This is a genomic window from Exiguobacterium sp. TNDT2 (assembly GCF_003331145.1).
Classification (GTDB): Bacteria; Bacillota; Bacilli; order Exiguobacteriales; family Exiguobacteriaceae; genus Exiguobacterium.
This window is the reverse complement of sequence record NZ_QLVE01000001.1, coordinates 209,867-231,957: the sequence shown is the minus strand read 5'-3', so window position 1 is coordinate 231,957 and position 22,091 is coordinate 209,867. Positions and strand designations below refer to the sequence as shown.

The window sequence follows — 22,091 nt, the reverse complement described above, 5'->3', positions numbered from 1 at the left end:
GTAATACTAACTTCATATAACCCGCCAAAAATGTCAAGACGTTTGCATGTATGGTAAAATGTTGATATATCAACGTTGAACGGATAAAACGCTTGATAAAAGGAAAGAAAACGATTACAAAATAAATGTGATTTTGTTTTCAATAACCTATGCAAAAAAAATAAAACCTAATTCAGAGACATAGGTTCGATGAAGAAATGAATCCATGATTCTCGTCATAAATCACTAGATTATCAATTACAAATAAAAAACCTTAATCTGAAGGCAGATCAAGGTTGCTGAATCTTATGGATGATGTCTTGATTAAATTCTACTCGATCTATGCCTTTATGGAGGCGAGCGTGACAGTTCGGACAAACTGCTACAACTTGGTCAGGTTGCGACAAGCCATCATCGGATTCTTTGTAGAGCGAGTGGAGCTCGAGATAAGGTCCGTTTTCCGTTTCAAACGGAGCTGGTTGCTCACAAGCTTCGCAACAGTTATTGGCACGAGCCAGCACATAATAACGAAGCGCCGCTGTTTGTTCGCGTACTTGTAATTTTCGGGCGGACATGCTTAAACCAGTTGCTCGTTTTGGATCGCGAGATGCAATTTCCTCTAACTCTTCAATTGATTTATAGCGCATCGTCGATGAGAACTGCTGGGCTTCTTCCTGAATTACATGCAGTGGTTCAAACGCAAAGACGATCACTTCTCGTTGATTGTGATATTTATCAATTCCAAATTGAATATCATAACCAATTAAAATGAGTTGATCGACAAAGCGATAAGTCCCTCGTCCAAGCGATTCGAATAAATAAACGTCTTCACCGTTCTCTACATGGTTCAGAAGCGCTTTGTTTCCAAAAGAGAACGATTGATTGCCTTCCTGTCCTTCTCCGCTGTAATAGTAGAGACCGTCATCTTCATTCCAACCGTTTTTGTAGCCAAACTCTTCGTCCATTCCACTATCGAATATAAAGATGAGTTTATGTTTGTTTGGGGTACTAATCCCTCGTTGTCGACTTCCACCATAACGATCGTGAAGCTCAGATCGTTTATATAACTTATTTTTTTCGAACAGCATACGACACCTCATTCCCAAGAATTCCGTCTACGTTAAATTGTATCACGTCTCCATACGAATAAATGAAAAAGACAGAGGTCGCCCTCTGCCTTTCCATCATTCTGCCATCAACGCACACACCGCATTCGAATAGGCGACCGGGTCTTCAATCGGTAGTCCTTCGATGAGGAGCGCCTGCTGATAGAGCAAATCGGTGTACTGTTTCGCTTTCGTTTCGTCTTCCTTATAGATGCGCTGTAACGTCTGGAAGATGGCGTGATCGGCGTTCACTTCAAGCACTTTCTCCGCTTTCATACCGCCACCGTTCGGCATCGTGTTCAAAATCTTCTCCATCTCGATTGAGACATCGCCGGCGACCGTCAAGCAGACCGGATGTGACTTGAGACGTGTAGATGCGCGCACTTCTTTGACGCGGTCGCCCAGTTCTTGTTTCATGAAGGCGAACAAGTCCTTGTTGTCCTCGTTGAGCGACTTGGCCGCCTCGTCATCGAGCCCGAGGTCCCCGCTCGCAATCGACTTAAACTCTTTGTCGTCATACGACTGGAGCATCTTGATCGCGAACTCGTCGATTTCTTCGGTAAAGTAGAGAATCTCGAACCCTTCTTCTTTCAGGCGTTCCGCCTGTGGGAGGAGGTCGATGCGGTGAATCGATTCACCCGTCGCATAATAGATGTACTTCTGATCGTCTTTCATGCGCTCGACGTACTCTTTGAGCGTGACGAGCTTCTTCTCGTTCGATGAGTGGAACAAGAGCAAGTCTTTCAGCTCGTCCTTGGCGGCGCCGAACTGGTCGTAGACGCCGAACTTGATTTGACGGCCGAATGACTCGAAGAACTTCTCGTAATCCTCACGCTCGTTTTGGAGCATCTTCTCGAGCATGCCTTTGATTTTCGACTTCACGTTTTTGGCGATGACGCGAAGTTGACGGTCTTGCTGCAGCATCTCCCGGGAAATGTTGAGCGACAGGTCTTCCGAGTCGACCATCCCTTTGACGAAACCGAAATAGTCTGGGAGCAGGTCAGGCGATTTCTCCATGATCAAGACGCCGTTCGAATATAGCTCGAGCCCTTTCTCGAACTCTTTCGTGTAATAGTCGAACGGGACCGTCGATGGGATGTAGAGAATCGACTGATACCGGATCGAGCCGTCGACGTTCAAGTGGAGGTGCTTGAGTGGCTCGTCGAAGCCGTAGCGTTTCTCGTGATAGAACGCCTTGTAGTCCTCGTCCGACAGTTCGCTCTTCCGTTTGCGCCAAATCGGCACCATGCTGTTGACCGTCTCTTCTTCAATATAGTCCTCATACTCGTCTGAGTCGTCTTTTTGACGGTGCTTCGTCACATCGAGCTTGATCGGATAGCGGATGAAGTCCGAATGCTTCTTGATGAGTGAACGGATCTCGTACTCTTCGAGGAATGATGAGTACGTCTCGTCGTCCGTATCGGCTTTCACGTGCAACGTGATCTCGGTCCCGATGTCTGTCTTATCTGTCGGCTCAATTGTATAGCCGTCTGTACCTTCCGATTCCCACAAGTAGCCTTGTTCGCTGTCGACCGAGCGGGTACGGACCGTCACGCGGTCGGCGACCATGAACGCCGAGTAGAAACCGACCCCGAACTGGCCGATGAGGCTGTGGTCTTCTTCCATCTTCGTCGCCTGCTTCATCGCGAGCGAGCCGCTCTTGGCGATGATGCCGAGGTTCGATTCGAGCTCGTCGGCCGTCATCCCGATTCCCGTGTCACGGATGGTGATTGTGCGGGCGTCCTTGTCGAGCTCGACTTTAATGAAGTAGTCGTCTTTGTTGAAGTCGATTGCCTCGTCCGACAGGGCCCGGTAATACATCTTGTCGATGGCGTCACTCGCGTTCGAGATGAGCTCGCGCAGGAAGATGTCCTTATGCGTATAGATTGAGTGGACCATCAACTCTAAAATTCGTTTCGATTCGGCTTGAAACTGTTTCTTTGTCATGATCGTTCTCCTTTTTATTTGTTCGATTTTGGCACTCTGCCAATAAGAGTGCTAACACTATTGATTATCCTAATTTTTAGGAAGATGTCAACCCGATGTAAACAAAAGATTGACGCGGGGCTTTGATTCGCCTATAGTTGAGTACATGCGATGAGCTGGTCTATGTAAGACGTCGGACATTCCTTCGGGAGCACGTTGTGGAGCGTGGTTCGACGCGGTAGACTTTTCGAGAGCACCTCTAGTGAGAGGTGCTCATTTTTTGTATATGGGAGATTATGATGCAACTACATACCATCCATCACGTGGCGATTATCGCCTCAAATTATGATGAGGCGAAGCGGTTCTACATCGACATCCTCGGTTTCGACGTCATCCGCGAGCATCATCGTCCGGACAAAGGCGACCACAAGATCGACCTGCGACTCGGTGAGTATGAGCTCGAGCTGTTCATCAAACCGGACAGCCCGAAACGGCCGAGCTTCCCGGAGGCGTGCGGACTGCGTTATCTCGCCTTTAAAGTCGACGACATCGAGTCAGTCGTCGCCGAACTGAATACGCACGGTGTCACGACGGAACCGATTCGGTTTGACACGTTTACGGGCGAGAAGATGACATTCTTCTTCGACCCGGACGGTCTGCCGCTCGAACTGCACGAATAAAGCCCCTTCACGCGAAGGGGCTTTCGTTATGGGCGCACATAGGACAAGAGCATCTCGCGCAGCACCCGTTGCTGGATAGCCGGTTCGATGTCGTCCTCTAAATAACTGATGTGCGACTTCAAAATGATGTTGTTGCCGAACGTCCCGAACGCGTTGATGACGATGACGATGGTCGCTTTCACGTCGATGTCGCTTCGAAGCGAGCCGTCCGTCTTCCCAGCCTCAATGAGCGGTTCGAGCGTCTCCATGATTTCGCGCTGCAACTCGATATAGTCGTCGATGTCTGGTAGCGGACTCGTGACGAACGAAGCATAGCTCTCGAACGCCTCACGGAAGCGGGAATGGTTTGTCTGCTTCAGCTGTTGCTCGAGCAAATAATCAAGAATCGCCTCGAGTCGCGAGTAGGCATTTTCCGGTCGGTTCGTCAGTTGTTTGAACGCGTCCAACGTCGGTGCCAAATTGCGCACGGCCGCGGCAACGATTAACTGGTCTTTTTTCGGAAAGTACCGGAACAACGTCGCGACCCCGAGCTCGGACGCGTCAGCGATATCCTGCATTTGCACCCGTTCAAATCCGTCTTGTAAAAAGAGCACCTCGGCTTGCTCAATGATGCGATTCATTCGTTCTACTTTATTTTGTTGTCGTTTACTCATGAAATCACCTCTTTGTATCTCGTTATTATACCGTGTCGAAGCAGTTTCGTTGAGAATCGAATGTGCATCGACTACTATTATGATAGTTAGACTATCATAATTTAAGATTGGAGCTGGAACAATGCGGTTAACGGGGAAAGTAGCGGTCATTACGGGGGCAGGTAGCGGTATGGGTGAGGAGACGGCTAAACTGTTCGCGCGCGAAGGAGCGACGGTTGTCGCGACAGACATCAATGTAGACGCGGTGACACGTGTCGTCGAAACGATCCGGGCGAACGGAGGAGAGGCGCTCGCGCTTCAGCACGACGTCACTTCGCGCAGTGATTGGGAGAGAATTTATGATGAAGTGCAATCGGTGTGCGGGAAGCTCGATATTCTCGTCAACAATGCGGGCATCGCGCTCGCAAAACCGTTCTTGGAACAGACCGAGGACGATTGGGCGCGGACGTATCGAATCAATATCGATGGCGTCATGCTCGGGACGCAGTATGCCATCCCGCTCATGGAGCAAAACGGCGGTGGGTCGATCGTCAACATCTCGTCCATCTCGGCGCTCACAGGCATGGCCGGTGCCGGTGCCTATACGGCCTCGAAAGGAGCCGTTCGGTCGCTCACGAAAGCGGCGGCCGTCGATTACGGGAAACACAACATTCGCGTCAACTCGGTCCATCCGGGCTATATCGTGACACCGATGAGCGCGCCACACATGGAGCACCCAGACTACAAACGGCATTTCTTGAACCAAATCGCCTTACCGAATCTCGGTCGGGCTGAAGAAGTGGCGATGGCCATCCTCTTCCTAGCGTCGGACGAGGCGAGTCACATCACCGGAATCGAACTTCCGGTCGATGGGGGCGTCACAGCCAAATAAAAAACATCACTTGTTGAAGTCAGAGGAAGACTTCCTCTGGCCGATTTGTTAAATTATTTTCTGAAAGAATCATATTAGAGAGATAAATCGAGAGTTTTTTAAAATAGCGTCTTTTAGTCTACAAGGATGACGCGAGAAGCCGCGCGAGTCAGATGAAACACGTCGTCATCAAATCAATACCCATGAAACAAGGAGTTCGCCGCGGCGAACTCCTTGTTTTGCCTTCTACTCGAGGATGCCGAGGAGCTCCATGACCAATAAAACGAACAGTCCGGAACCGAGCACGGCCGCGAAGAAGACGAGCACGGCGTACTCTTTTTGTTTCAAGATGGCCCACCATCCGGTCACGAACGCTCCGAACCCTAGGACGGAGAACGTGGTCATATAGCTGAGCCGGAGCATGTTCGCGGCGTTGTCGCTCCAAAGCGTCGAATGAAAAGTCGTATCGAAGTTATCGAGCAGGAGGAACGGTACGTACATGGCCAAGAACAAGCCGATGAGGATGATTGACCACTTGCCGACCGAGGTACGAGGGAACAAGGCGCCATTCATGACGATTCACCTCTTTTCGTTGCAAAATCATCTGTATAGGACTGTTCCCGTTTTGGCGAAAAATTGCCCGATTTTGCTGAAACGACATGATATAGTCGAAATGAGAGAGCGAGGGATGGGAACGGTGCAACAGTTCAACATGAAACGGATTTGGGAAGACGTGTTGGAAATGGAAGTCGTATTGACACTGAAAGGAAAATGGTGCGAGGTCAAGGTGGACGAGTATATCACTGCATCCGATATCGACATGCTAATCTCCACGTTATCCGCGTTCAATGCACGAAACGGGAAGTCGCCCAAGACGTGGACACTCGATGTCCCGCTCGTCCATGTCTCCTTGACGTTCGAACTGGCGAATGCGCGAGGTACCGTTCGAGTCAACGCCGTGGTCGAGCAAATGAAAGGCGATGGCGGGGACATGCAGGCGACATTCTCGTTCGAGACGACGATGGGGCAAATGGATGATTTGCAGCGACAACTGTCTGTTTTCTTGGCGCGCGAAACCGACCTGGTCGAATCGCTTCGTCCGGAATAAGTGGCTAGGTCAAAACGAGAAAGCGGGTGCAGAAAGTGAAAACTCAATTCGAGATGGAACGGATTTGGATGGACGAGACGGAGCTGTTTTACCAGATTAGGCTCCAGCTCCATGCATCGGTCTGTTCGAGCAATCAAGATGTATATATGGAGGACGAGACACTGCAAGAACTGATTGACTCAATCGTTGGATTTAATAACACCTGGGGGAAGAGACCCATGACTTGGCAGTTATTGGACCCGGATGCGAATGACCACAAAATCAACCTCACGTTCACGCCCATTGATCGGACAGGCACGATTCAAGTCGACGTCTTCATCCATGACGAGTGGCAACACGATCCGTTCGACCACTTCCATGCGGTCTTCAAGTTCAGGACGACGATGGGGCAACTCGATGACTTGAGCACCCAGCTCAAACGTTTCATTCGTCGTGAGACCGACCATGTCGCATCGCTCCGACCAGAATAAAGCAGCCTGAGATGTCTCAGGCTGCTTTTCAGTACCATTCTTTCGGTTCGTAATTCAATTCGCGGAACAATTGCTCGCGCTCTTTTTTCGACAGGTCACGCCATTGTCCGGGCGGGAGCTTGCCGAGCGTGATGTTCATGACACGTACGCGCTGAAGACGGTACACCTCGTAGCCGAGCACTTCACACATGCGACGGATTTGGCGGTTGAGTCCTTGCGTCAGCGTGATGTTAAAATCGAACTTCGACAGTTGGTGGACTTTACACGGCAACGTCTTCTGGCCGAGAATTTTGACGCCGGCTTCCATCTGTTCGACGAACTCCGGGGTGATCGGCTTATCGACTGAGACGATGTATTCTTTCTCGTGCTCGCCCTCGGCGCGAAGAATCTCGTTGACGATATCACCGTCGTTCGTCATCAAGATGAGCCCTTCCGAGTCTTTATCGAGACGGCCGATATTGAAGATGCGGAGCGGGTGATTGACGAGGTCGACCAAGTTGCCTTTGACTTTCTTCTCCGTCGTGCTCGTGATGCCGACCGGTTTATGGACGGCGATATAAACGTTGTTTCGAGCGACGCGGGCGGCCGAACCGTTGACGAGCACTTCGTCTCCTGGGTTCACTTGGTCCCCGATTTTCGCTTTCTTCCCGTTGATGGTGACCCGTCCTTCTTCGATGAGACGGTCGGCTTGGCGGCGGGACGCCTTGCCGGATTCACTGATGAATTTGTTGATACGCATAGATCCACGTCCTTTTTTGGCTTCGTCCTCTCACTATAACGTATTTTACATGTGCCTGAAAGCGGGAAACGACCGAGTAGAGAGGATGTGGCATGATGGATCAGGCACGTGTGCTATTGCAAGACGCGATTCGATTTCAACAAGCGCTCATGACGTCGTCGTTTCAGGCGGAGCTGATTGATGGGGCCTCGCCGGTCTTATGGTATGGACGGCCGACAGAGGGACAGTGGCTCACCGTCGGGACAAATCCGTCACGCGGCGAGTTTTTCGAACGGGACGGTACCGTTCGGAGAGGAGCGTCACAAAAGTTCTATTGGCGTGACGAATCACTCGACGCCTACCTGCAAGATGAACGTGCGCTCGAAGCGACGCTTGACTATGCTGCGACTTACTTTGAGGCCGGTCGGGCGACAACGAGCTGGTTCGGCAAACCTGGCGGAGCGAAACTCGAAGCCCTGCTTGAAGGCATGGGCCGCTCGTTCTACGATGGTTCCGCGCTCCATGTCGACTTCTTCAAATATGCGACGTCGCGTCAGATGGGCCAATTGCGAACGGGACGCCAATGGATGGAGCACCCGACATCGCTCGATCTGCTCGAACGGACGATTCGTTATGTGAGCCCGTCCCGTTTGATCGTCCTTGGGCGGGATAACTGTACGGCATTTGGCGGGTTCACGCACAGTGAACGGCTCGACGCGTATCCGAGTGCCTGGTTCGAGCTCGGTCATCATGCGACGCTCGGTGTCCCGATGGTCGGACTGCATTTCAAACCGTCCGAAGTGTTCGTCGGTCTCGGAAACGGTCGAGACGCGTTCGGTCTCCACCACGGCTCGTATGCGAAACGGGAGCATCTGATTCGAATCGGGGAAGCCATCGAGGCGAGGGCTCATCGTTATTTTTCCTGAACGTCCTGTGGCGGATACACGCGCGTGATGCTGCCCCAAAAGTTGAACTCGTTGAAATCGATGTAGCGGATGTCACGGGAACGGTTGTCGAGCACCTCGAGCAAGATGACGTCGGGAAATCCGGGTTTGTGGAAGATGATGTACCCGATTCCGGTCACGGAGTGATTTTTATAGAACCCGTTCGCCATATTCAAGATGAAGGGGCGGTCGGACTCGAGTTCGCGCTCGAACGTCGACCATTTCCATAGATAACGTGAGCTGCTGTGCCCTTTGTAGCCATAGTGGGCCCATAGTTTCGTGATGATCGTACTGATTCGAGTCGGCGGTGTACCCTTCTCATCTTTGAACTGATGGGCGAGCGCAATTTCACGCGCGTCTCGTTGAATCTCGACCACGTCCTCCGGGATGCGCGCATAGCCGAGGTCATGGTAATAGCGGAAAATGGCCGTCATCGAGGTGAGCGTACAATTGTTCTTGCCTCCGTTGAACGCTTTTTGAAGTAGCACCGGAACCCCGCTGATGCGCTTCTCGCTCTTGACCGTCCAATGGCCGTGATAGCGGTCGTTCACGTAGGCCTCGGGGTCGATGATTCCAGCATAGCCTTTCTTTGCCACTTCGAGCTGGCCGGCATAATGTTCGTCCATGACGCACCTCCTTTTTCTTTAGTATACAAACAACGCCTCTTCTCAGGAAACTATGAGAAGAGGCGTTTTGACGTCAAAAGATCAAGTGGGCGATCCCGACGATGATGGGTAACGTGATAAACGTCCGGAGCAAGAAAATGAGGACGAGGTCAAAGAATGAAATTGGCAGTTTCGAACCGAGGAGCAATCCCCCGACTTCCGACATAAAGATGAGCTGCGTGACCGATACAGTGGCAATGACGAACCGTGTCAACTCACTTTCGATTCCGCTCCCAAGGACAGCCGGTAAGAACATATCGGCGAACCCGACGACCATCGTCTGGGCCGCGGCTTCGGCTTCCGGAACTTGCAACAACATGAGAATCGGTTCGAACGGTTTGCCGAGAATCGTGAACAATGACGTATGTTCGGCGATGACGAGCGCAATCGTTCCGACGGCCATGACGACCGGTAAAATACCGAGCCACATGTCGAGCACGTTTTGGAACCCGTCTTTGAACGTGGCGCCGGCGCCTTTACTCGATTTTGATTTGAGCAACGCTTGACGCAGTGCCCAGACACGCATCGGGACGTTCGCCGGCACTGGTTCTTCCGGTTTCAACTCGGTTTTTTCATATGCCGTATCGGGCTTGCGTGACAACGGATAGATGCGTGGCATGATGAGCGCGGCGACGATCCCGGATAGGATGATGGTTCCATAATACTGCGGGAAGTATGCGTCGAGCTTCATATACGACAAGATGACAATCGTGAACGTGATCGAGACGACCGAGAACGTCGTGGCGATAATCGAGGCTTCCCGTTTCGTATAGTAGCCTTCTTCATATTGTCTCGTCGTCAATAAAATCCCGATGGTGGCGTCCCCGACCCAAGATGCGAGCGCGTCGAGCGAGGCCCGGCCCGGTAGACGGAATAACGGACGCATCACTTTAATGAGCATCGTGCCGACGAACTCGAGCAATCCGAAGTTCAACAGGAGCGGCAATAAGATTCCGGCGAACAAGAACGTCGCGAACAAAATCGGGATTAAATCATATAACAACAGTCCGCCCGTGAACTCGGACGTGATCGCCTCGGGACCGATGACGAGAAGCGTCATGACGCCGGCGATGAACCCGATGACGCGCATGACGAACCAGAACGGTGTGACGTTGAACAACGTGTTCATGTGTGGGCGCTCTAGAATGAATGCCGGTTTGACCGCATACGTGATCAGTGAACCGACGACCGAGATGCCCATCATGATGACGGCGATTGTCGGTACGAAGTCGCCAATCAAATCGATCAGCCAATTCGATAAATAGGCGACCGGAATGGTGAACCCGTCACCAGACGGGATTGGGACGATGAAGAACAGAATCCCGATTAACGATGGAATGATGAACTTCATGAAATCTGCTGATGTGAATGTGGGTCCGTCATGACCGGACCGGTTTGGTGTGTGATTCATTCAATTACCCCTTTTCCCCGAACATATAGTTTACGTTTCACTGGCACGTCCCCATCGTGCGTTGCGTGAATTGCTATGAAAGAATAGCTTCTTCTCGTTCATTATAGAGAGGAGAACGTCAATCAGGCAATAACCCGTTGTAATTTTCTGAAAAAAGAAAGCGTTCTCAAGAGCGAACTATTCGTATTTTCCGGCTCACTTTAGTATGATGACGGCGAGTCTTACAAAATCGAGATATTCACCATATATACTTTAAGAACGGAGCGATACAGATGAGATTAAGTGTACTCGATCAAGCGCCGGTGACATCCGGACATACGTCAGAACATGCGTTGCAAAGTGCGGTCGAACTCGCCCAAGTGGCAGAAGAGCTAGGATATTACCGAATGTGGATGGCCGAACACCACGGCGGCATGTCGTTCGCAAGCTCGGCCCCGGAAGTCGTCGCGGCTTACATTGCGGCGAAAACAGAACGGATTCGTCTCGGGTCAGGTGGCATCATGATGATGCACTATTCCCCGCTTAAAATGGCCGAGGTGTTCAAGACGCTCAGTGCGCTCGCACCTGGCCGCATCGACTTCGGGGTCGGCCGGGCACCGGGTGGCGACCCTAACGCCATCTACGCGATGTCACAAGGCCAAAAACCGATGATGGACGGTCTGTATGAAAAGCTCGGGACGACACTCCAACTCATCAATGATGAGACGCCAGAGGAACGGTGGTATAAGAATACGCCGGCCGCTCCGACCGGGGTGACGCTGCCTGAGGCGTGGCTCCTCGGGTCGAGCGGAAACAGCGCCATCCAAGCAGGACGGATGGGACTCGGCTACTCGTTTGCCCAGTTTTTCAACGGGGAACTGAGCACCGATGCGCTCGATGCGTATCGCCATCACTTCACTCCGTCCGCGTTCATGGAGAAGCCCGACATCAGCGTCACGTATCTCGTCACGACAGCTGAGACGGAAGAAGAGGCCGAATACTTGGCTCGTCCATCAGATTTGTCCCGCCTGTTCTTGATGAAAGGCCAACTCCGTCAACTGCTCAGTCCAGAAGCGGCCCATGATTATCCGCTCACCGAAATCGATAAGATTCAAATCGCCAACAACCGGAAGATTCACCTCGTCGGCACACCGAAGCAGATTGCGACGCAACTGCAGGAAGAATCGGCCCATTACGGATTTGATGAGGCGATGATTTGCAGCATCCAACATACGCAAGAGAGTCGACTAAACGTCTATCGCCTCCTCGCCAAAGAACTTCTCTGACGAAAACGCACCTATTCCTAACGGAAAGGTGCGTTTTCGATTAGCGAAACAGTTGCATAAGCACGAACAAGGCGACCAGTCCACCAAGCGAGACGGTAAAGAAGACAGCGACCGAGCGTTCATGGTTGCGGAATATTGTATACATCCCCACGATGAACGCACCGAACGCGGCGGTCACGGCCGAGATCGATACGACGGCAGCCCACGTGTTGTCGAATAAGGTGTCGAAATTGAAAGGTTGAGCGAATTGGACGATGAAGGCAGACACGAGTAAGAGCAAGAACACCGCGATCAATAAGAGGACTGACCATTTCCCCGGGCGCGTCTGCGGATAGACGTTTCGACTGAGCATGATGGTTTACCTCGCTTTCCCGACCTTTACTTATCTATACCCGATTTTCAGTACATCTCAAAAAATGCTTTCCCTTTTTTTGAACGGTTTCGTGAACAACATCGCCTAAAACAACTACACTAGAGGAAACGGAGATTGCCTGGAGGTACAGTATGCAACAGATGAAGATTGACCCGCATTACTTGTTTGATGTTTTCGTTCATCTATACCGGATGGTGTTTTTGATGGAAGTAACGCCTGAGGGATATCGATACGCTCGAGTCAGTGAACAGGGGAAACTGGCGTCTTCACTCCCGGACGATGTGAGTGGCTTGTATTTGCATGATATGTATGCGGACGATGTCGCCAACGAGTTAGTCGTGCATTACGACGAAGTCGTCTCGACGCATGCACCGGTCTATTTCATGTCTCAGATGAACATCGAAGCCAATACGGCCCGCTTCGCTTCCTCCGTCCTCATGCCGCTTGAGGACGAGGCGGGAGAGGTGCGTTACGTTCTCGGCTTGACGACCGATTTATCGGAAGAGGCAGAGATGAAACTGTTGAGCAGTATCGAGAATATCGACTACTTGACCGGGATGCCGAACTTGATGAAAGTGAAGCTCGAGCTCGAGAAACGATTCGCGCAACAAAAAGGAGCGGAAGCGACGAGCGTCATGCGACTTCACATCAATCGCTTTAAAATTATCTTATCCTTACAAGGCGTAGAAGGGTCACATCGCCTCATTAAAGAGATAACACGGCACTTGTCGGATTTATTACCGAAAGGCTCGATCATCGGTCGCGTCGATGGAGAGGACTTTATCGCCGTCTTACCGTACACATCGGTCGAGACGGCGACGAAGCATGGGGAGCGTCTGCTTAAGGCCATTGGCGATTACACGTACCACGTCGCCGAGACGGAATTCACTTTGTCCGGATGTCTTGGAATCAGTGCGGGGATCGAGGATGCCGATCGAGTTATCAGGAACGCGTCAACGGCACTCCTTGAGGCCAGGCAAGCTGGGAAACAAATGATCAAAGTGTATGAGAAAGATGATTACGTCCAGCACTATATCGATGAGATGACGATCGAGATGGAGCTCGTCAAAGGATTGAAAGCCGGAGAATTGACCGTCGTCTATCAACCGAAAGTCGGCTGTCAGGACGGGAAGGTTCATTTCGAGGCGCTCGTGCGTTGGAATAGTGCGGCGCTCGGTAACGTTTCACCAGAAACGTTTATCAAGATTGCCGAAAAGTCACTTTTGATCGAGGATATTACCGAGTTCGTCTTTAATCGCGTCTGTCGTGACATGACGGAGCAGGCGGACTTGTTTGAAGACCGACGTGTCGCGGTCAACGTATCACCGTTGTTGTTCCGACAAGACTATATGAAGCAACTTATGCAGATGCTCACATCGTACGGCTTGAGACCCGAACAGTTCGAGTTTGAAATCACAGAACATACGCTCATGCAAGAACCGCTCCTCGGCATTCAAACAGTCGATTATTTGAAAGCGAAAGGGTTCCGGATTTTAATTGACGATTTCGGGGTCAGCTATTCGTCGCTCAATTATTTAAAAATGTTTGATATCGATGGCATCAAGATTGACCGTTCGTTCATCAATCAATTGGACAAAGACAACGGGGTGAAAGAGTACGAGATTGTCAAATTGATCGTCTCGCTCGCCAAGAAATTGAACTTAGAAGTGACGGCCGAAGGTGTGGAGACTGAAGTCCAGTATCGCGCGATTGACCAGCTCGGATGTGACGAAGTGCAAGGATACTTCTTCAGTCGCCCACTTCCGCCAGCCGGACTCAAGCAGGCACTTGAAGCGCTCGATTCACAGCACGCGGCGCTACGTCAGGACGGATCAGACAAAGCCACCGCGATGACGTCGCTCGACGAGACGGAAGCAGAACGTTTGAAAGCAATCCTTCGTCTTGAAATTTTGAACACCCCGCGAGAAGAGCGGTATGATCGGATCTCACGACTTGTCGCCCGAACGTTAAACATGCCGGCCGCTTTCATCTCGATTATGACGACGGATCAGCAATGGATCAAATCGTGTCAAGGAGTCGAGCTTGAACATTCGAGCGTGGAGCGGAAGTGGACGCTTTGCGACCGTGTCGTGACGGGTAAGTCTCCAATCGTCATCGAAGACGTGCAAAAGGTCGAGGCGATGTCGGATAATCCGTTACTCGAAGGGCTCGGTTTTTATGCCGGCGTGCCGCTCTTGACGCAAAGCGGCCACGTCATCGGTACGCTATGTGTGACCGACGAACAGTCTCGCCATTTCGATGCCGAGGCGCTGCAAACGCTTGAGGATTTCGCGCGATGGGTCATGGCGGAAATCGAATTGACCGAGCAAACGCGAGCGCAAGCCCAGCGGCAACAGACGCTCGAGTCGCTCTATGAAGTGACGGCCATTCACGAACCGTTCAGTGATAAATTGAAACGAATCCAGACGGTGCTTCGTGATTGGATGGGGTATTCACACGCACTCGTGTTCTCGACGGAGTCCACCTACCGCGTCTTATCGGAAGATGGGGAAAGCAAACTCGATTGGACGAGAACCGACTTGCAGCAACTGCACGGCTTGACGACGATTGGTCATCAAAAGTTGGGTCGAAACGAACTCGTCATCGATGGACTCGAGTTTGTTTCCATGATCAGCCTACCACTAGCGAACGAAGGGAAAACGTTCGGTTGGGTCGTTTTTTTGGCCGAACAAGGCAACTTAGACGATATCGTCGATGCGGTGACAATCAACGAGATGACCGATACGATTTTGCTCGTGACCCGGTGGATAGAGAACGAGATTCGACGTGAGCGAAAGCATCAAGAAGTCATCGAACTTATCACTCAAGACAGTTTGACGAAACTGGCGAACCGGCACTCGTTCATGACCGACTTGAGACAAAAGATGAATCGGAAGCAGTCGGTCGCGCTACTGTTCATCGATTTGGATAACTTCAAACAAGTGAACTATTCCTACGGTCATTTGATTGGGGACGAAGTGCTCATCGAGATAGCACGACGCATTCAATCGTTCAGTCAAACGTATGACGGGAAGGCATATCGCTTCGCAGGCGACGAGTTTTTAATCATCATCGAAACGGAGCCGGAAGCGCTCGATCCAACCGTATTTGGCGAGTTGAATCATGTCATTTCCCAGGAAATGAACGTCGGAAATGGCTTATCCTTAAGGCTGTCGGCCAGCATCGGCGTCGCTTGTTCACAAGACCACGCTTCACTCGATGCGATCATCCATCACTCGGACGCTGCCATGTACGTCGCGAAAAACTGCGGCGGGGACGGATATTACGTGTACGACTCATATCAAGAGAACTAAAAAGGAGAAGGAAGATGGGGAAACTATGGCTGATTGAAGGATTGCCTGGAAGCGGAAAGACGACATTCGCCGAAATGTTTGTGGCGAGAGGAGACGCCTACAAATTCTATTCGGAAATCGATGAAGCCCACCCGGTCGATGTACATGACGTCCATTGGGTCGAAGGGGACATGCGATGTGAAGGAGAAGTCATCGATCAAGATGAAGGCGGTCGATTCGTCCGCTATCAGGCTGGAGCGGTCATCAACGGCACGGACGTCTATGAGTTGCCGTTTGAGAAACATGTCGACCTCATGATCGGCCGTTGGCGTCGGTTCGTGGAGCGTGCACAAATGAACGAGGCGGACTTTGTGTTTGAGTGTGCCCTTCTTCAAAATCCATTCACGATCGGCATGGTGTCACAAAACGTCCCGAATGAACAGATTGAGCGTTATATCGAGACCGTGGCAGCCTTGTTAGCGCCGCTCGACCCGACCGTTGTTTACCTAGAGACGAACGATATCCCGGCTGTGTTTCGCGACGTGTATGCGGAACGCCCGCCCGAGTGGCAACGAGGTTTCGTCGACTACTATACGACTCGTGCGTATGCAAGGGCGAACGGATTGGATGGAATCGAAGGAACGGTTCGACTACTGGAAGAACGACAACGACGAGAATTGAAGGTGTTGAGTCATTTGCCACTACGAACGATTCGCCTCGTCAACGATGAACGGGGGGCGTTTGAAGCGTTCGATTTGTTATGGAATAAGGAGGATGCCAATCATGCAGACACTGAAACAACATTCTGACCGCTTTTGGTATATGGACCCGGTGGCGGAGACGGACCGTCCCATTTTAGGCGCTGTCGTCGGTGACACCCATACGTTCATGATCGATGCGGGGAACTCAGAGGCGCATACGCACTTATTTCTAGACGCCTTGACCGTACAAGGAATCAAGCGCCCAACGCTCGTTGCGTTGACGCATTGGCATTGGGACCACATCTTTGGCTTGTCGGCGCTGACCGACACCGTCTCGATCGCGAGCACGGCGACGAAAGCCGGGATGGAACGATTGTTACCTTATGCGTGGGATGATGGCTCCTTGGCCGAACGGGTCAGGGACGGACGCGAGATCGCGTTTTGTGCGGAAGCGATCCAACTCGAATATGGCGCGGAGCGGTCGATGCGCGTCGTCTTGCCGACCGTGACGTTCGATGATACGCTCACCCTCGACCTCGGCGGGGTCCACGTCATTCTGAAACATGTCGGCGGAGATCACGCCGCTGATGCGGTCGTGGCTTACATGCCAGAGGAGAAAGTATTGTTTTTAGGGGATGCGCTCTATGCGAACTTGTACGCGCCGACTTGGCGGATGACTCCGGGGCAGACGCTTCGTCTGTTAGATGTGCTCGATCAGTTCGATGCCGAGGCATATGTCTGGTCGCACGGCCAAGTCGTGACTCGTCCCGAATATGAGAAGGACCGCGACATCTTACGGAGTTTGGCTCGAATCACTATCGATTTCCCAGGAAATAAGAGAGTGATAACCGCGCAGTACGAACGTTTGACGGGACGCTCGGTCGACGAGGAAGAACAAGAGCTGATTTCGTTCTTCGTGAACGGCTCGAACGGGGAAGCGTGATGGACATCAAACGGATTCACGACGACGACGAACCGTTTCAACAGTTGTTGACGAGTCGGTTGCGAACGTTCAATGACGCTCACTCGATGCACCATCGCGAGATTCGCAATGTTGACGTCCCAGTCGTTCAACTGAAAGTGGAACGGGACGGGGAAGTGGTCGCAGGGTTGTTTGGGAGCGTATATTGGGGTTGATTCGACTTGGACCGGTTATGGGTCGCGTCAGAACATGCTGGGACGGGCCTAGGGAGTCGTCTGCTCGAAGAAGGAGAGCGCTTGGCCCGTGAGCTCGGTGCGACGCGCGTCAAGTTGACGACGTTCTCGTTTCAGGCGAAGACGTTTTATGAACGCTTCGGCTATGAAGTCGCCGGCGTGCTCCATGATTATCCGCCCGGTTCAGACTACTATATGATGACGAAGCAGTTATAAAAAGGCGACTCGCGCGAGTCGCCTTTTTTCAATATACTTTATCCCCGTTAAAGATTGAGTTTTTCACCATGACGTAATCGACGGTGCGCAACGCATCAAGACTATTCCCACCCGAGTAAGAGATGGCCGATTGGAGATCTTGCTCCATCTCGGTCAACGTATCTTGGAGCGCCCCTTTATGCTCGACGAACATTTTCTTGCCTTCGACGTTTTTCCGTTCCCCTTTTTGGAATTCAGAAGCCGACCCGAAGTATTCTTTGAGCAACTTCCCATCCTGTTCGAACGTCTCGCCCGGAGACTCGTCATGACCGGCGAACAGCGAACCGATCATGACCATCGAAGCCCCGAAACGAATCGATTTGGCGATGTCCCCATGTGTCCGGATGCCCCCATCCGCGATGATCGGTTTTGTCGCCGCCTTGGCACACCAGCGGAGCGCAGCGAGTTGCCAGCCACCCGTGCCGAAGCCTGTCTTGATTTTCGTAATGCACACTTTACCCGGTCCGATGCCGACCTTCGTCGCATCCGCCCCGGCATGCTCGAGTTCCCGGACCGCTTCCGGGGTCCCGACGTTGCCGGCGATCACGAACGAGCTTGGAAGGTGGTGTTTGATGTGTTGAATCATGCGGATGACCGCATTGGAATGACCATGCGCGATATCGATCGTGATGAACTCCGGCGTATGTCCGGCTTCGGCAAGCATCTCGACGAAATGGTATTCGTCTTCTTTCACACCGACGCTGATCGATGCATACAACCCGCGTCCATGCATCTCTTCGATGAACTGGAGCCGCGTCTCTGGGTTGAAGCGATGCATGATGTAAAAGTAACCGTTCTCCGCAAGCGACCGAGCGACATTCTCATCGATGATCGTCTGCATGTTGGCTGGAACGACCGGTAATCGGAACGTGAAGCCTCCGAGCGTCACGCTCGCATCACATTCAGACCTGCTGTCGACGATACATTTTGCGGGAATCAATTGAATATCTTCATAATCAAATACTTTATCCATGTTGTCACACCCCTATTTACGAACAATTAGGTTCTTTGAATGATAAATACTTCGCCCATTCGGTAATGTATCGTAAATTAGCGAATATGTCAAAGGGATATCGAGAAAAATACTAAAATAACTTGATATTTTTAGATTATTTTGTTTTAATGTTCGTCTTTAGCTATTATCATCTGTGTTTCACGTGAAAAAAGACCGCTATTCAGCGGTCTTCGAACACGACATATTGGTTTCGTCCATTGGCCTTCGCTTCATATAGTGCTAAATCGGCGTGTTTGAGCAATTGCTTTGTCGACATTCCAGCCCGATACGGAGCGACCCCGACGCTCGAGGTCGTGACGAACGAATGTCCCTCAATTTGCCAAGGGAGCTGGAGTGAGGCGACAAGCTTTTCGGCAACTCGTCTCGGCGCATCGCTTTCCGTATAGCGGATGAGCAGTGAGAACTCATCTCCGCCAAATCTGGCAAGCAGGTCTTGATTTCGCAACATATCGGTCAGCCGGGCAGAGAACTGACGCAATAGCTCATCACCGATGTCATGTCCGAGTGTGTCGTTGATCTGTTTGAAACAGTCGATATCGAGCGAGAGGATGGCGATAGATTGGTCCTCTTCGTCCAGTGCCAGCAACGCCTCTTCCAAATAGGCGAGGAAGTAGCGCCGATTCGGCAAGTCGGTCAACGTGTCATGGTAAGCCAGGTGCTTGAGCTGTTTCTCCAACACTTTGCGTTTCATGATCTCTCGCGCAACAGTCAAATAATGAAGCAGATGGCCGGTGTCATCGTAGATGGCTTGAATCTTCGTCTCGAGCCAAATCCAGCGGCCGTCCCGATGCAAATGACGAAATTCAAGCGTAAGCGGTTCGCTCATTGGTGTCATGGCGTGAAGTTGCCGTCTTGCCGTCTCGACGTCATTTAGATGGATGAAGTCGAGCGCGTTTTTGCCCTCATAGGACACCGGTACGTACCCGAGCACGGTCTCATGGGACGGCGAAGCGTAGCGGACGTGACCGTCATGTTCAAGGATACAGACGAGGTCGCTCATGTTTTCTGCAATGAGACGGTACTGCATCTCGCTTTGATGCAGCGCAAGTTCCATCTCGCGCTTTTCAGTCACGTCACGTAATACAGTCATGATGGCGGTCGTGCCTTCATAATCAATAAGCAGGCTGCCAATGTCCATGTGCAGCTTGCTTCCAGAAGGGGTGACAAGCACGATTTCCGTGTCTTGAACCGAGTCTCCTTGACGTAAAGCAAGAAGCCTTGTCTTCGTCGTCTCATGATAGTCTGAGGCCACAAAAGTGAAGATGGACTCGCTCTCGATATACGTCTCTCCAATCGTTTCTAGCGCCAAGGCGTTTGCATATAGGATGACGCCGTCCTTATGTACGATGATCCCTTCAGGAATCGTTTCGATCAGTTGACGATAGCGGCGTTCGCTCTCTTGGGTCGCCCGCTCGGCATTCCTCTCGGGTGTGTGATCGATGATGATGACAAACGATCCGGTAATATGGCCCCCGACTTCGATAGGAATGTTTAAGATGGCTAAATCGCGTAAAGCACCGGTCTTTTGCGGTACGGGAAGACTGTACTTGTGAGGCGTACCGGACAGGGCATGGCGGAGTCCGTCATCGACAAGTGTATGCGCTGATTCTGGTAACCACGTCAAAAACGACTGGCCCATCAAGTCGGCTTCTTCGTAACCGGTAATGTGCGTGACGGCAGGGTTGACTGATTGAATGTGAAACGCGTCATCCAAAACGAAGATGCCATGCGGCGAGTAACGCTGGAGCGATTCATGCTGGTCTTTCAAAATGGACAACTCGAGTTCACGCCGCTTCCGGTCCGTTACTTCTCGAACGACCGAGATGATGTGCGTGCAGGCGTCCGCCTCATTAAAGATTGGCGTCACTTCAGACTCATAGTAATGAATCGGCAAACGGATTTCGTGTGAGAGCAAATGAGTCGTGCAAGCCGGTTCGGCCAACCGGTAATCTTCAAAGACGATACTCTTTCGTTCCTGAATGGCTTCGTTGTAATGCTGGATGACGAGAGCCGCCGTTTCAGGCGGAACCATGTCTTCGACCCGTTTCCCGATATCGGCGTCTGTCCAACCAATCGCCTGTTTTCCCGGCTCATTCACAAATATGTAACGATACGTTGAACCGTCCACTTCCATGAAAAAGACAAAATCAGAAATTTTGTCAAATGTACGGAGAAGGACGGAAGAGTAATGTTGGATTGTCTGGTCGGCGTGCATCTTGTCCCTCATTTCAATCAAAAACTTTTCGGCGCGTCATTCCTATATTACCGTAAGTCACAGCGAAATGTGTGAACATTCTAAAAAAGACAGGACTGAGAACAGTCCTGTCAGGCAATTTGTTTCATTTCGGCCCGCTCGCGGCGACCGTTCATCAAGTAATAAAGGAATATGGTGAAGAAGACGACGCCTGCAAGCAGCAGATAAAGTGTCGAGAAACCGGTCAATGGAATGAGCAAACCGATGAAATAAGGGCCGAATCCCAGACCTGCGTCCAAGGCGATGAAGAACGTCGATGTGGCCATCCCCATCCGGTGAGGGGACGCCGCTTTGATGGCGATCGCTTGTGTGCCGGATTGGATATTCCCGAATCCTAATCCGATGAGCGCTCCGGCGAGCAACAGCATGACGGCGTTATTTGCTTGGCTCAAGACGAGCATGCCGGTGGCGAAAAACCCGATGGCCGGGTACATGACGATGTTGGCCCCTCGCGCGTCCATCAGGCGCCCGGTGATTGGCCGCGAAATCAGGACCGCAATAGAATAGACGAGGAAGAAAATACTTGCCGCTTCCACGAGATCGAGTTCGCTCGCATAAAAATTGATATAAGACAACACGCTCGAGTAACTGAGGGCCGCGACCCCGATAATAAGCGCAATCGGTAACGCTTTCGGTTCGACGAAGGCACTCAGTGACAAGCCTCGGACGACTTCGGGGTTGTCAACTTCAGGGACGTTCACGAACAAGGCGCTTCCTAGACTGATGAGCCCGATGACGAGACAAGTCAGGAAAATGATCGAGAAGCTCGTATATTGGCTCATCATCAAGCCGACGAACGGGCCGATGGCGGTGGCGAGCGTCGAGCTCATGCTGTAATAGCCGATCCCTTCGCCTTTTCGGGAGCCGGGGATGACCTGGGCGACGATTGTTCCGGTCGCCGTGCTCGACAGCCCCATCCCGAGACCATGGATGAAGCGGGTAAACAGTAAGAACCCGACGCCGAGGTCGATAAAATAAAGCAAGACCGTCGCCGTGAAAAAGGTGAGACCGATGAGGAGCGTCTTGCGCCGTCCAATCGAATCGATCAAACGTCCGATGAAGAGTCTCCCGACGAGCGTCCCGATGATAAAGATACCGGTGACAAGCCCGGCCTCGCTCGTCGAAGCCCCATATGTGGAAACGGCGTGGACGCCGATGGTCACCATCAATAAGAAAAAAATGAGTGTTAAAAAGAAGTTGACGAGGGAGATGATGAGAAAATCTTTCGTCCATAGTTTTTGTGCGGTTAGTTGCATCCTCGGCCCGCCTC

The 22,091-nt window shown here is 51.6% G+C and carries 22 protein-coding genes; 11 read left to right on the top strand and 11 right to left on the bottom strand.

The annotated features are described in order from the left end of the window. Window positions 1–269 precede the first annotated feature (269 nt). Together DPV68_RS01235 and htpG are read right to left on the bottom strand one after the other, a co-directional pair. Window positions 270–1,067: an SRA domain-containing endonuclease gene (locus tag DPV68_RS01235; RefSeq protein WP_114165034.1), complete on the bottom strand. Its 798-nt coding sequence runs from the start codon at window positions 1,065–1,067 to the stop codon at window positions 270–272. A 96-nt stretch (window positions 1,068–1,163) separates the two neighbouring features. Beyond that, window positions 1,164–3,032: a molecular chaperone HtpG gene (htpG, locus tag DPV68_RS01230; RefSeq protein WP_114165033.1), complete on the bottom strand. Its 1,869-nt coding sequence runs from the start codon at window positions 3,030–3,032 to the stop codon at window positions 1,164–1,166. A 278-nt stretch (window positions 3,033–3,310) separates the two neighbouring features. Between htpG and gloA2 the strand changes: the two genes are divergently transcribed. Beyond that, window positions 3,311–3,691 (top strand): SMU1112c/YaeR family gloxylase I-like metalloprotein, encoded by a 381-nt coding sequence (gene gloA2, locus DPV68_RS01225; RefSeq protein ID WP_114165032.1) that lies wholly within the window; start codon window positions 3,311–3,313, stop codon window positions 3,689–3,691. Window positions 3,692–3,717: 26 nt separating this feature from the next. Here the strand turns inward: gloA2 and DPV68_RS01220 are convergent, their stop codons facing one another. After that, the gene (locus DPV68_RS01220) at window positions 3,718–4,344 is read right to left on the bottom strand and encodes a TetR/AcrR family transcriptional regulator (RefSeq protein ID WP_114165031.1); all 627 of its coding nucleotides are present in this window, start codon (window positions 4,342–4,344) and stop codon (window positions 3,718–3,720) included. A gap of 121 nt (window positions 4,345–4,465) precedes the next feature. On the opposite strand from DPV68_RS01220, the gene DPV68_RS01215 reads away from it, so the two are divergent. Next, complete coding sequence (locus DPV68_RS01215; protein WP_114165030.1) at window positions 4,466–5,215, top strand: SDR family NAD(P)-dependent oxidoreductase; 750 nt, start codon at window positions 4,466–4,468, stop codon at window positions 5,213–5,215. Between the two features lie 225 nt (window positions 5,216–5,440). On the opposite strand, the gene DPV68_RS01210 is transcribed toward DPV68_RS01215, so the two are convergent. Beyond that, a complete protein-coding gene (locus DPV68_RS01210) occupies window positions 5,441–5,767 on the bottom strand; it encodes a hypothetical protein (RefSeq protein WP_114165029.1) in 327 nt (108 codons plus the stop codon). Between the two features lie 100 nt (window positions 5,768–5,867). On the opposite strand from DPV68_RS01210, the gene DPV68_RS01205 reads away from it, so the two are divergent. Together DPV68_RS01205 and DPV68_RS01200 are read left to right on the top strand one after the other, a co-directional pair. Next, window positions 5,868–6,302, top strand: a complete 435-nt coding sequence (locus tag DPV68_RS01205) for a hypothetical protein (protein WP_157964119.1) — start codon at window positions 5,868–5,870, stop codon at window positions 6,300–6,302. Between the two features lie 26 nt (window positions 6,303–6,328). Beyond that, window positions 6,329–6,772 carry a hypothetical protein gene (locus DPV68_RS01200; protein ID WP_232819442.1) on the top strand — a complete coding sequence of 148 codons (444 nt, stop codon included), beginning with the start codon at window positions 6,329–6,331 and terminating at the stop codon, window positions 6,770–6,772. Window positions 6,773–6,800: 28 nt separating this feature from the next. On the opposite strand, the gene rluF is transcribed toward DPV68_RS01200, so the two are convergent. Beyond that, on the bottom strand, window positions 6,801–7,511 hold the full coding sequence (rluF, locus tag DPV68_RS01195; RefSeq protein ID WP_034780438.1) for a 23S rRNA pseudouridine(2604) synthase RluF: 711 nt from the start codon (window positions 7,509–7,511) through the stop codon (window positions 6,801–6,803). Window positions 7,512–7,606: 95 nt separating this feature from the next. Here rluF and DPV68_RS01190 point away from each other — a divergent pair, with 95 nt between their 5' ends. Beyond that, complete coding sequence (locus DPV68_RS01190) at window positions 7,607–8,416, top strand: hypothetical protein (RefSeq protein WP_114165027.1); 810 nt, start codon at window positions 7,607–7,609, stop codon at window positions 8,414–8,416. Here DPV68_RS01190 and DPV68_RS01185 read toward each other — a convergent pair. Both DPV68_RS01185 and DPV68_RS01180 read right to left on the bottom strand, forming a co-directional pair. Continuing rightward, window positions 8,404–9,060 carry a C39 family peptidase gene (locus DPV68_RS01185; RefSeq protein ID WP_114165026.1) on the bottom strand — a complete coding sequence of 219 codons (657 nt, stop codon included), beginning with the start codon at window positions 9,058–9,060 and terminating at the stop codon, window positions 8,404–8,406. The two genes, DPV68_RS01190 and DPV68_RS01185, sit on opposite strands and share 13 nt — an antisense overlap. A gap of 73 nt (window positions 9,061–9,133) precedes the next feature. Next, entirely contained in the window at window positions 9,134–10,510 is a 1,377-nt protein-coding gene (locus DPV68_RS01180) for a YjiH family protein (RefSeq protein ID WP_114165025.1), read from the bottom strand. Between the two features lie 272 nt (window positions 10,511–10,782). Here DPV68_RS01180 and DPV68_RS01175 point away from each other — a divergent pair, with 272 nt between their 5' ends. Next, entirely contained in the window at window positions 10,783–11,775 is a 993-nt protein-coding gene (locus DPV68_RS01175; RefSeq protein ID WP_114165024.1) for an LLM class flavin-dependent oxidoreductase, read from the top strand. Window positions 11,776–11,815: 40 nt separating this feature from the next. Here DPV68_RS01175 and DPV68_RS01170 read toward each other — a convergent pair whose 3' ends face one another. After that, on the bottom strand, window positions 11,816–12,127 hold the full coding sequence (locus DPV68_RS01170) for a hypothetical protein (protein ID WP_114165023.1): 312 nt from the start codon (window positions 12,125–12,127) through the stop codon (window positions 11,816–11,818). Window positions 12,128–12,279: 152 nt separating this feature from the next. Here DPV68_RS01170 and DPV68_RS01165 point away from each other — a divergent pair, with 152 nt between their 5' ends. Genes DPV68_RS01165 through DPV68_RS14995 form a run of 5 tightly spaced genes read left to right on the top strand, consistent with a single transcriptional unit; the run spans window position 12,280 to window position 17,513 of the window. Further along, window positions 12,280–15,462 carry an EAL domain-containing protein gene (locus tag DPV68_RS01165; protein ID WP_114165022.1) on the top strand — a complete coding sequence of 1,061 codons (3,183 nt, stop codon included), beginning with the start codon at window positions 12,280–12,282 and terminating at the stop codon, window positions 15,460–15,462. A 14-nt stretch (window positions 15,463–15,476) separates the two neighbouring features. After that, window positions 15,477–16,250, top strand: coding sequence for a P-loop NTPase family protein (locus DPV68_RS01160; RefSeq protein ID WP_114165021.1), 774 nt, complete (start codon window positions 15,477–15,479; stop codon window positions 16,248–16,250). Next, a complete protein-coding gene (locus tag DPV68_RS01155) occupies window positions 16,225–17,085 on the top strand; it encodes an MBL fold metallo-hydrolase (protein WP_114165020.1) in 861 nt (286 codons plus the stop codon). The genes DPV68_RS01160 and DPV68_RS01155 overlap by 26 nt, the downstream gene beginning before the upstream one ends. Further along, the gene (locus tag DPV68_RS15000; protein ID WP_232819441.1) at window positions 17,085–17,279 is read left to right on the top strand and encodes a hypothetical protein; all 195 of its coding nucleotides are present in this window, start codon (window positions 17,085–17,087) and stop codon (window positions 17,277–17,279) included. The genes DPV68_RS01155 and DPV68_RS15000 overlap by 1 nt, the downstream gene beginning before the upstream one ends. Window positions 17,280–17,285: 6 nt before the next feature. Then, window positions 17,286–17,513: a GNAT family N-acetyltransferase gene (locus DPV68_RS14995; RefSeq protein ID WP_232819440.1), complete on the top strand. Its 228-nt coding sequence runs from the start codon at window positions 17,286–17,288 to the stop codon at window positions 17,511–17,513. Window positions 17,514–17,541: 28 nt separating this feature from the next. Here the strand turns inward: DPV68_RS14995 and guaC are convergent, their stop codons facing one another. From guaC to DPV68_RS01135, 3 genes are all read right to left on the bottom strand, one after another. After that, entirely contained in the window at window positions 17,542–18,525 is a 984-nt protein-coding gene (gene guaC, locus DPV68_RS01145; RefSeq protein ID WP_114165019.1) for a GMP reductase, read from the bottom strand. Window positions 18,526–18,727: 202 nt separating this feature from the next. Beyond that, on the bottom strand, window positions 18,728–20,782 hold the full coding sequence (locus tag DPV68_RS01140) for a PAS domain S-box protein (protein WP_114165018.1): 2,055 nt from the start codon (window positions 20,780–20,782) through the stop codon (window positions 18,728–18,730). A 110-nt stretch (window positions 20,783–20,892) separates the two neighbouring features. Next, entirely contained in the window at window positions 20,893–22,077 is a 1,185-nt protein-coding gene (locus DPV68_RS01135; protein ID WP_114165017.1) for an MFS transporter, read from the bottom strand. Window positions 22,078–22,091 lie beyond the last annotated feature (14 nt).

Excerpts from the sequence above, each read along its gene's own strand:
- DPV68_RS01235 (WP_114165034.1), bottom strand. The coding sequence starts at position 1,067 with ATGCTGTTCGAAAAAAATAAGTTATATAAACGATCTGAGCTTCACGAT.
- htpG (WP_114165033.1), bottom strand. The coding sequence starts at position 3,032 with ATGACAAAGAAACAGTTTCAAGCCGAATCGAAACGAATTTTAGAGTTG.
- gloA2 (WP_114165032.1), top strand. The coding sequence starts at position 3,311 with ATGCAACTACATACCATCCATCACGTGGCGATTATCGCCTCAAATTAT.
- DPV68_RS01220 (WP_114165031.1), bottom strand. The coding sequence starts at position 4,344 with ATGAGTAAACGACAACAAAATAAAGTAGAACGAATGAATCGCATCATT.
- DPV68_RS01215 (WP_114165030.1), top strand. The coding sequence starts at position 4,466 with ATGCGGTTAACGGGGAAAGTAGCGGTCATTACGGGGGCAGGTAGCGGT.
- DPV68_RS01210 (WP_114165029.1), bottom strand. The coding sequence starts at position 5,767 with ATGAATGGCGCCTTGTTCCCTCGTACCTCGGTCGGCAAGTGGTCAATC.
- DPV68_RS01205 (WP_157964119.1), top strand. The coding sequence starts at position 5,868 with ATGAGAGAGCGAGGGATGGGAACGGTGCAACAGTTCAACATGAAACGG.
- rluF (WP_034780438.1), bottom strand. The coding sequence starts at position 7,511 with ATGCGTATCAACAAATTCATCAGTGAATCCGGCAAGGCGTCCCGCCGC.
- DPV68_RS01190 (WP_114165027.1), top strand. The coding sequence starts at position 7,607 with ATGGATCAGGCACGTGTGCTATTGCAAGACGCGATTCGATTTCAACAA.
- DPV68_RS01185 (WP_114165026.1), bottom strand. The coding sequence starts at position 9,060 with ATGGACGAACATTATGCCGGCCAGCTCGAAGTGGCAAAGAAAGGCTAT.
- DPV68_RS01180 (WP_114165025.1), bottom strand. The coding sequence starts at position 10,510 with ATGAATCACACACCAAACCGGTCCGGTCATGACGGACCCACATTCACA.
- DPV68_RS01175 (WP_114165024.1), top strand. The coding sequence starts at position 10,783 with ATGAGATTAAGTGTACTCGATCAAGCGCCGGTGACATCCGGACATACG.
- DPV68_RS01170 (WP_114165023.1), bottom strand. The coding sequence starts at position 12,127 with ATGCTCAGTCGAAACGTCTATCCGCAGACGCGCCCGGGGAAATGGTCA.
- DPV68_RS01165 (WP_114165022.1), top strand. The coding sequence starts at position 12,280 with ATGCAACAGATGAAGATTGACCCGCATTACTTGTTTGATGTTTTCGTT.
- DPV68_RS01160 (WP_114165021.1), top strand. The coding sequence starts at position 15,477 with ATGGGGAAACTATGGCTGATTGAAGGATTGCCTGGAAGCGGAAAGACG.
- DPV68_RS01155 (WP_114165020.1), top strand. The coding sequence starts at position 16,225 with ATGCAGACACTGAAACAACATTCTGACCGCTTTTGGTATATGGACCCG.
- DPV68_RS15000 (WP_232819441.1), top strand. The coding sequence starts at position 17,085 with ATGGACATCAAACGGATTCACGACGACGACGAACCGTTTCAACAGTTG.
- guaC (WP_114165019.1), bottom strand. The coding sequence starts at position 18,525 with ATGGATAAAGTATTTGATTATGAAGATATTCAATTGATTCCCGCAAAA.
- DPV68_RS01140 (WP_114165018.1), bottom strand. The coding sequence starts at position 20,782 with ATGCACGCCGACCAGACAATCCAACATTACTCTTCCGTCCTTCTCCGT.
- DPV68_RS01135 (WP_114165017.1), bottom strand. The coding sequence starts at position 22,077 with ATGCAACTAACCGCACAAAAACTATGGACGAAAGATTTTCTCATCATC.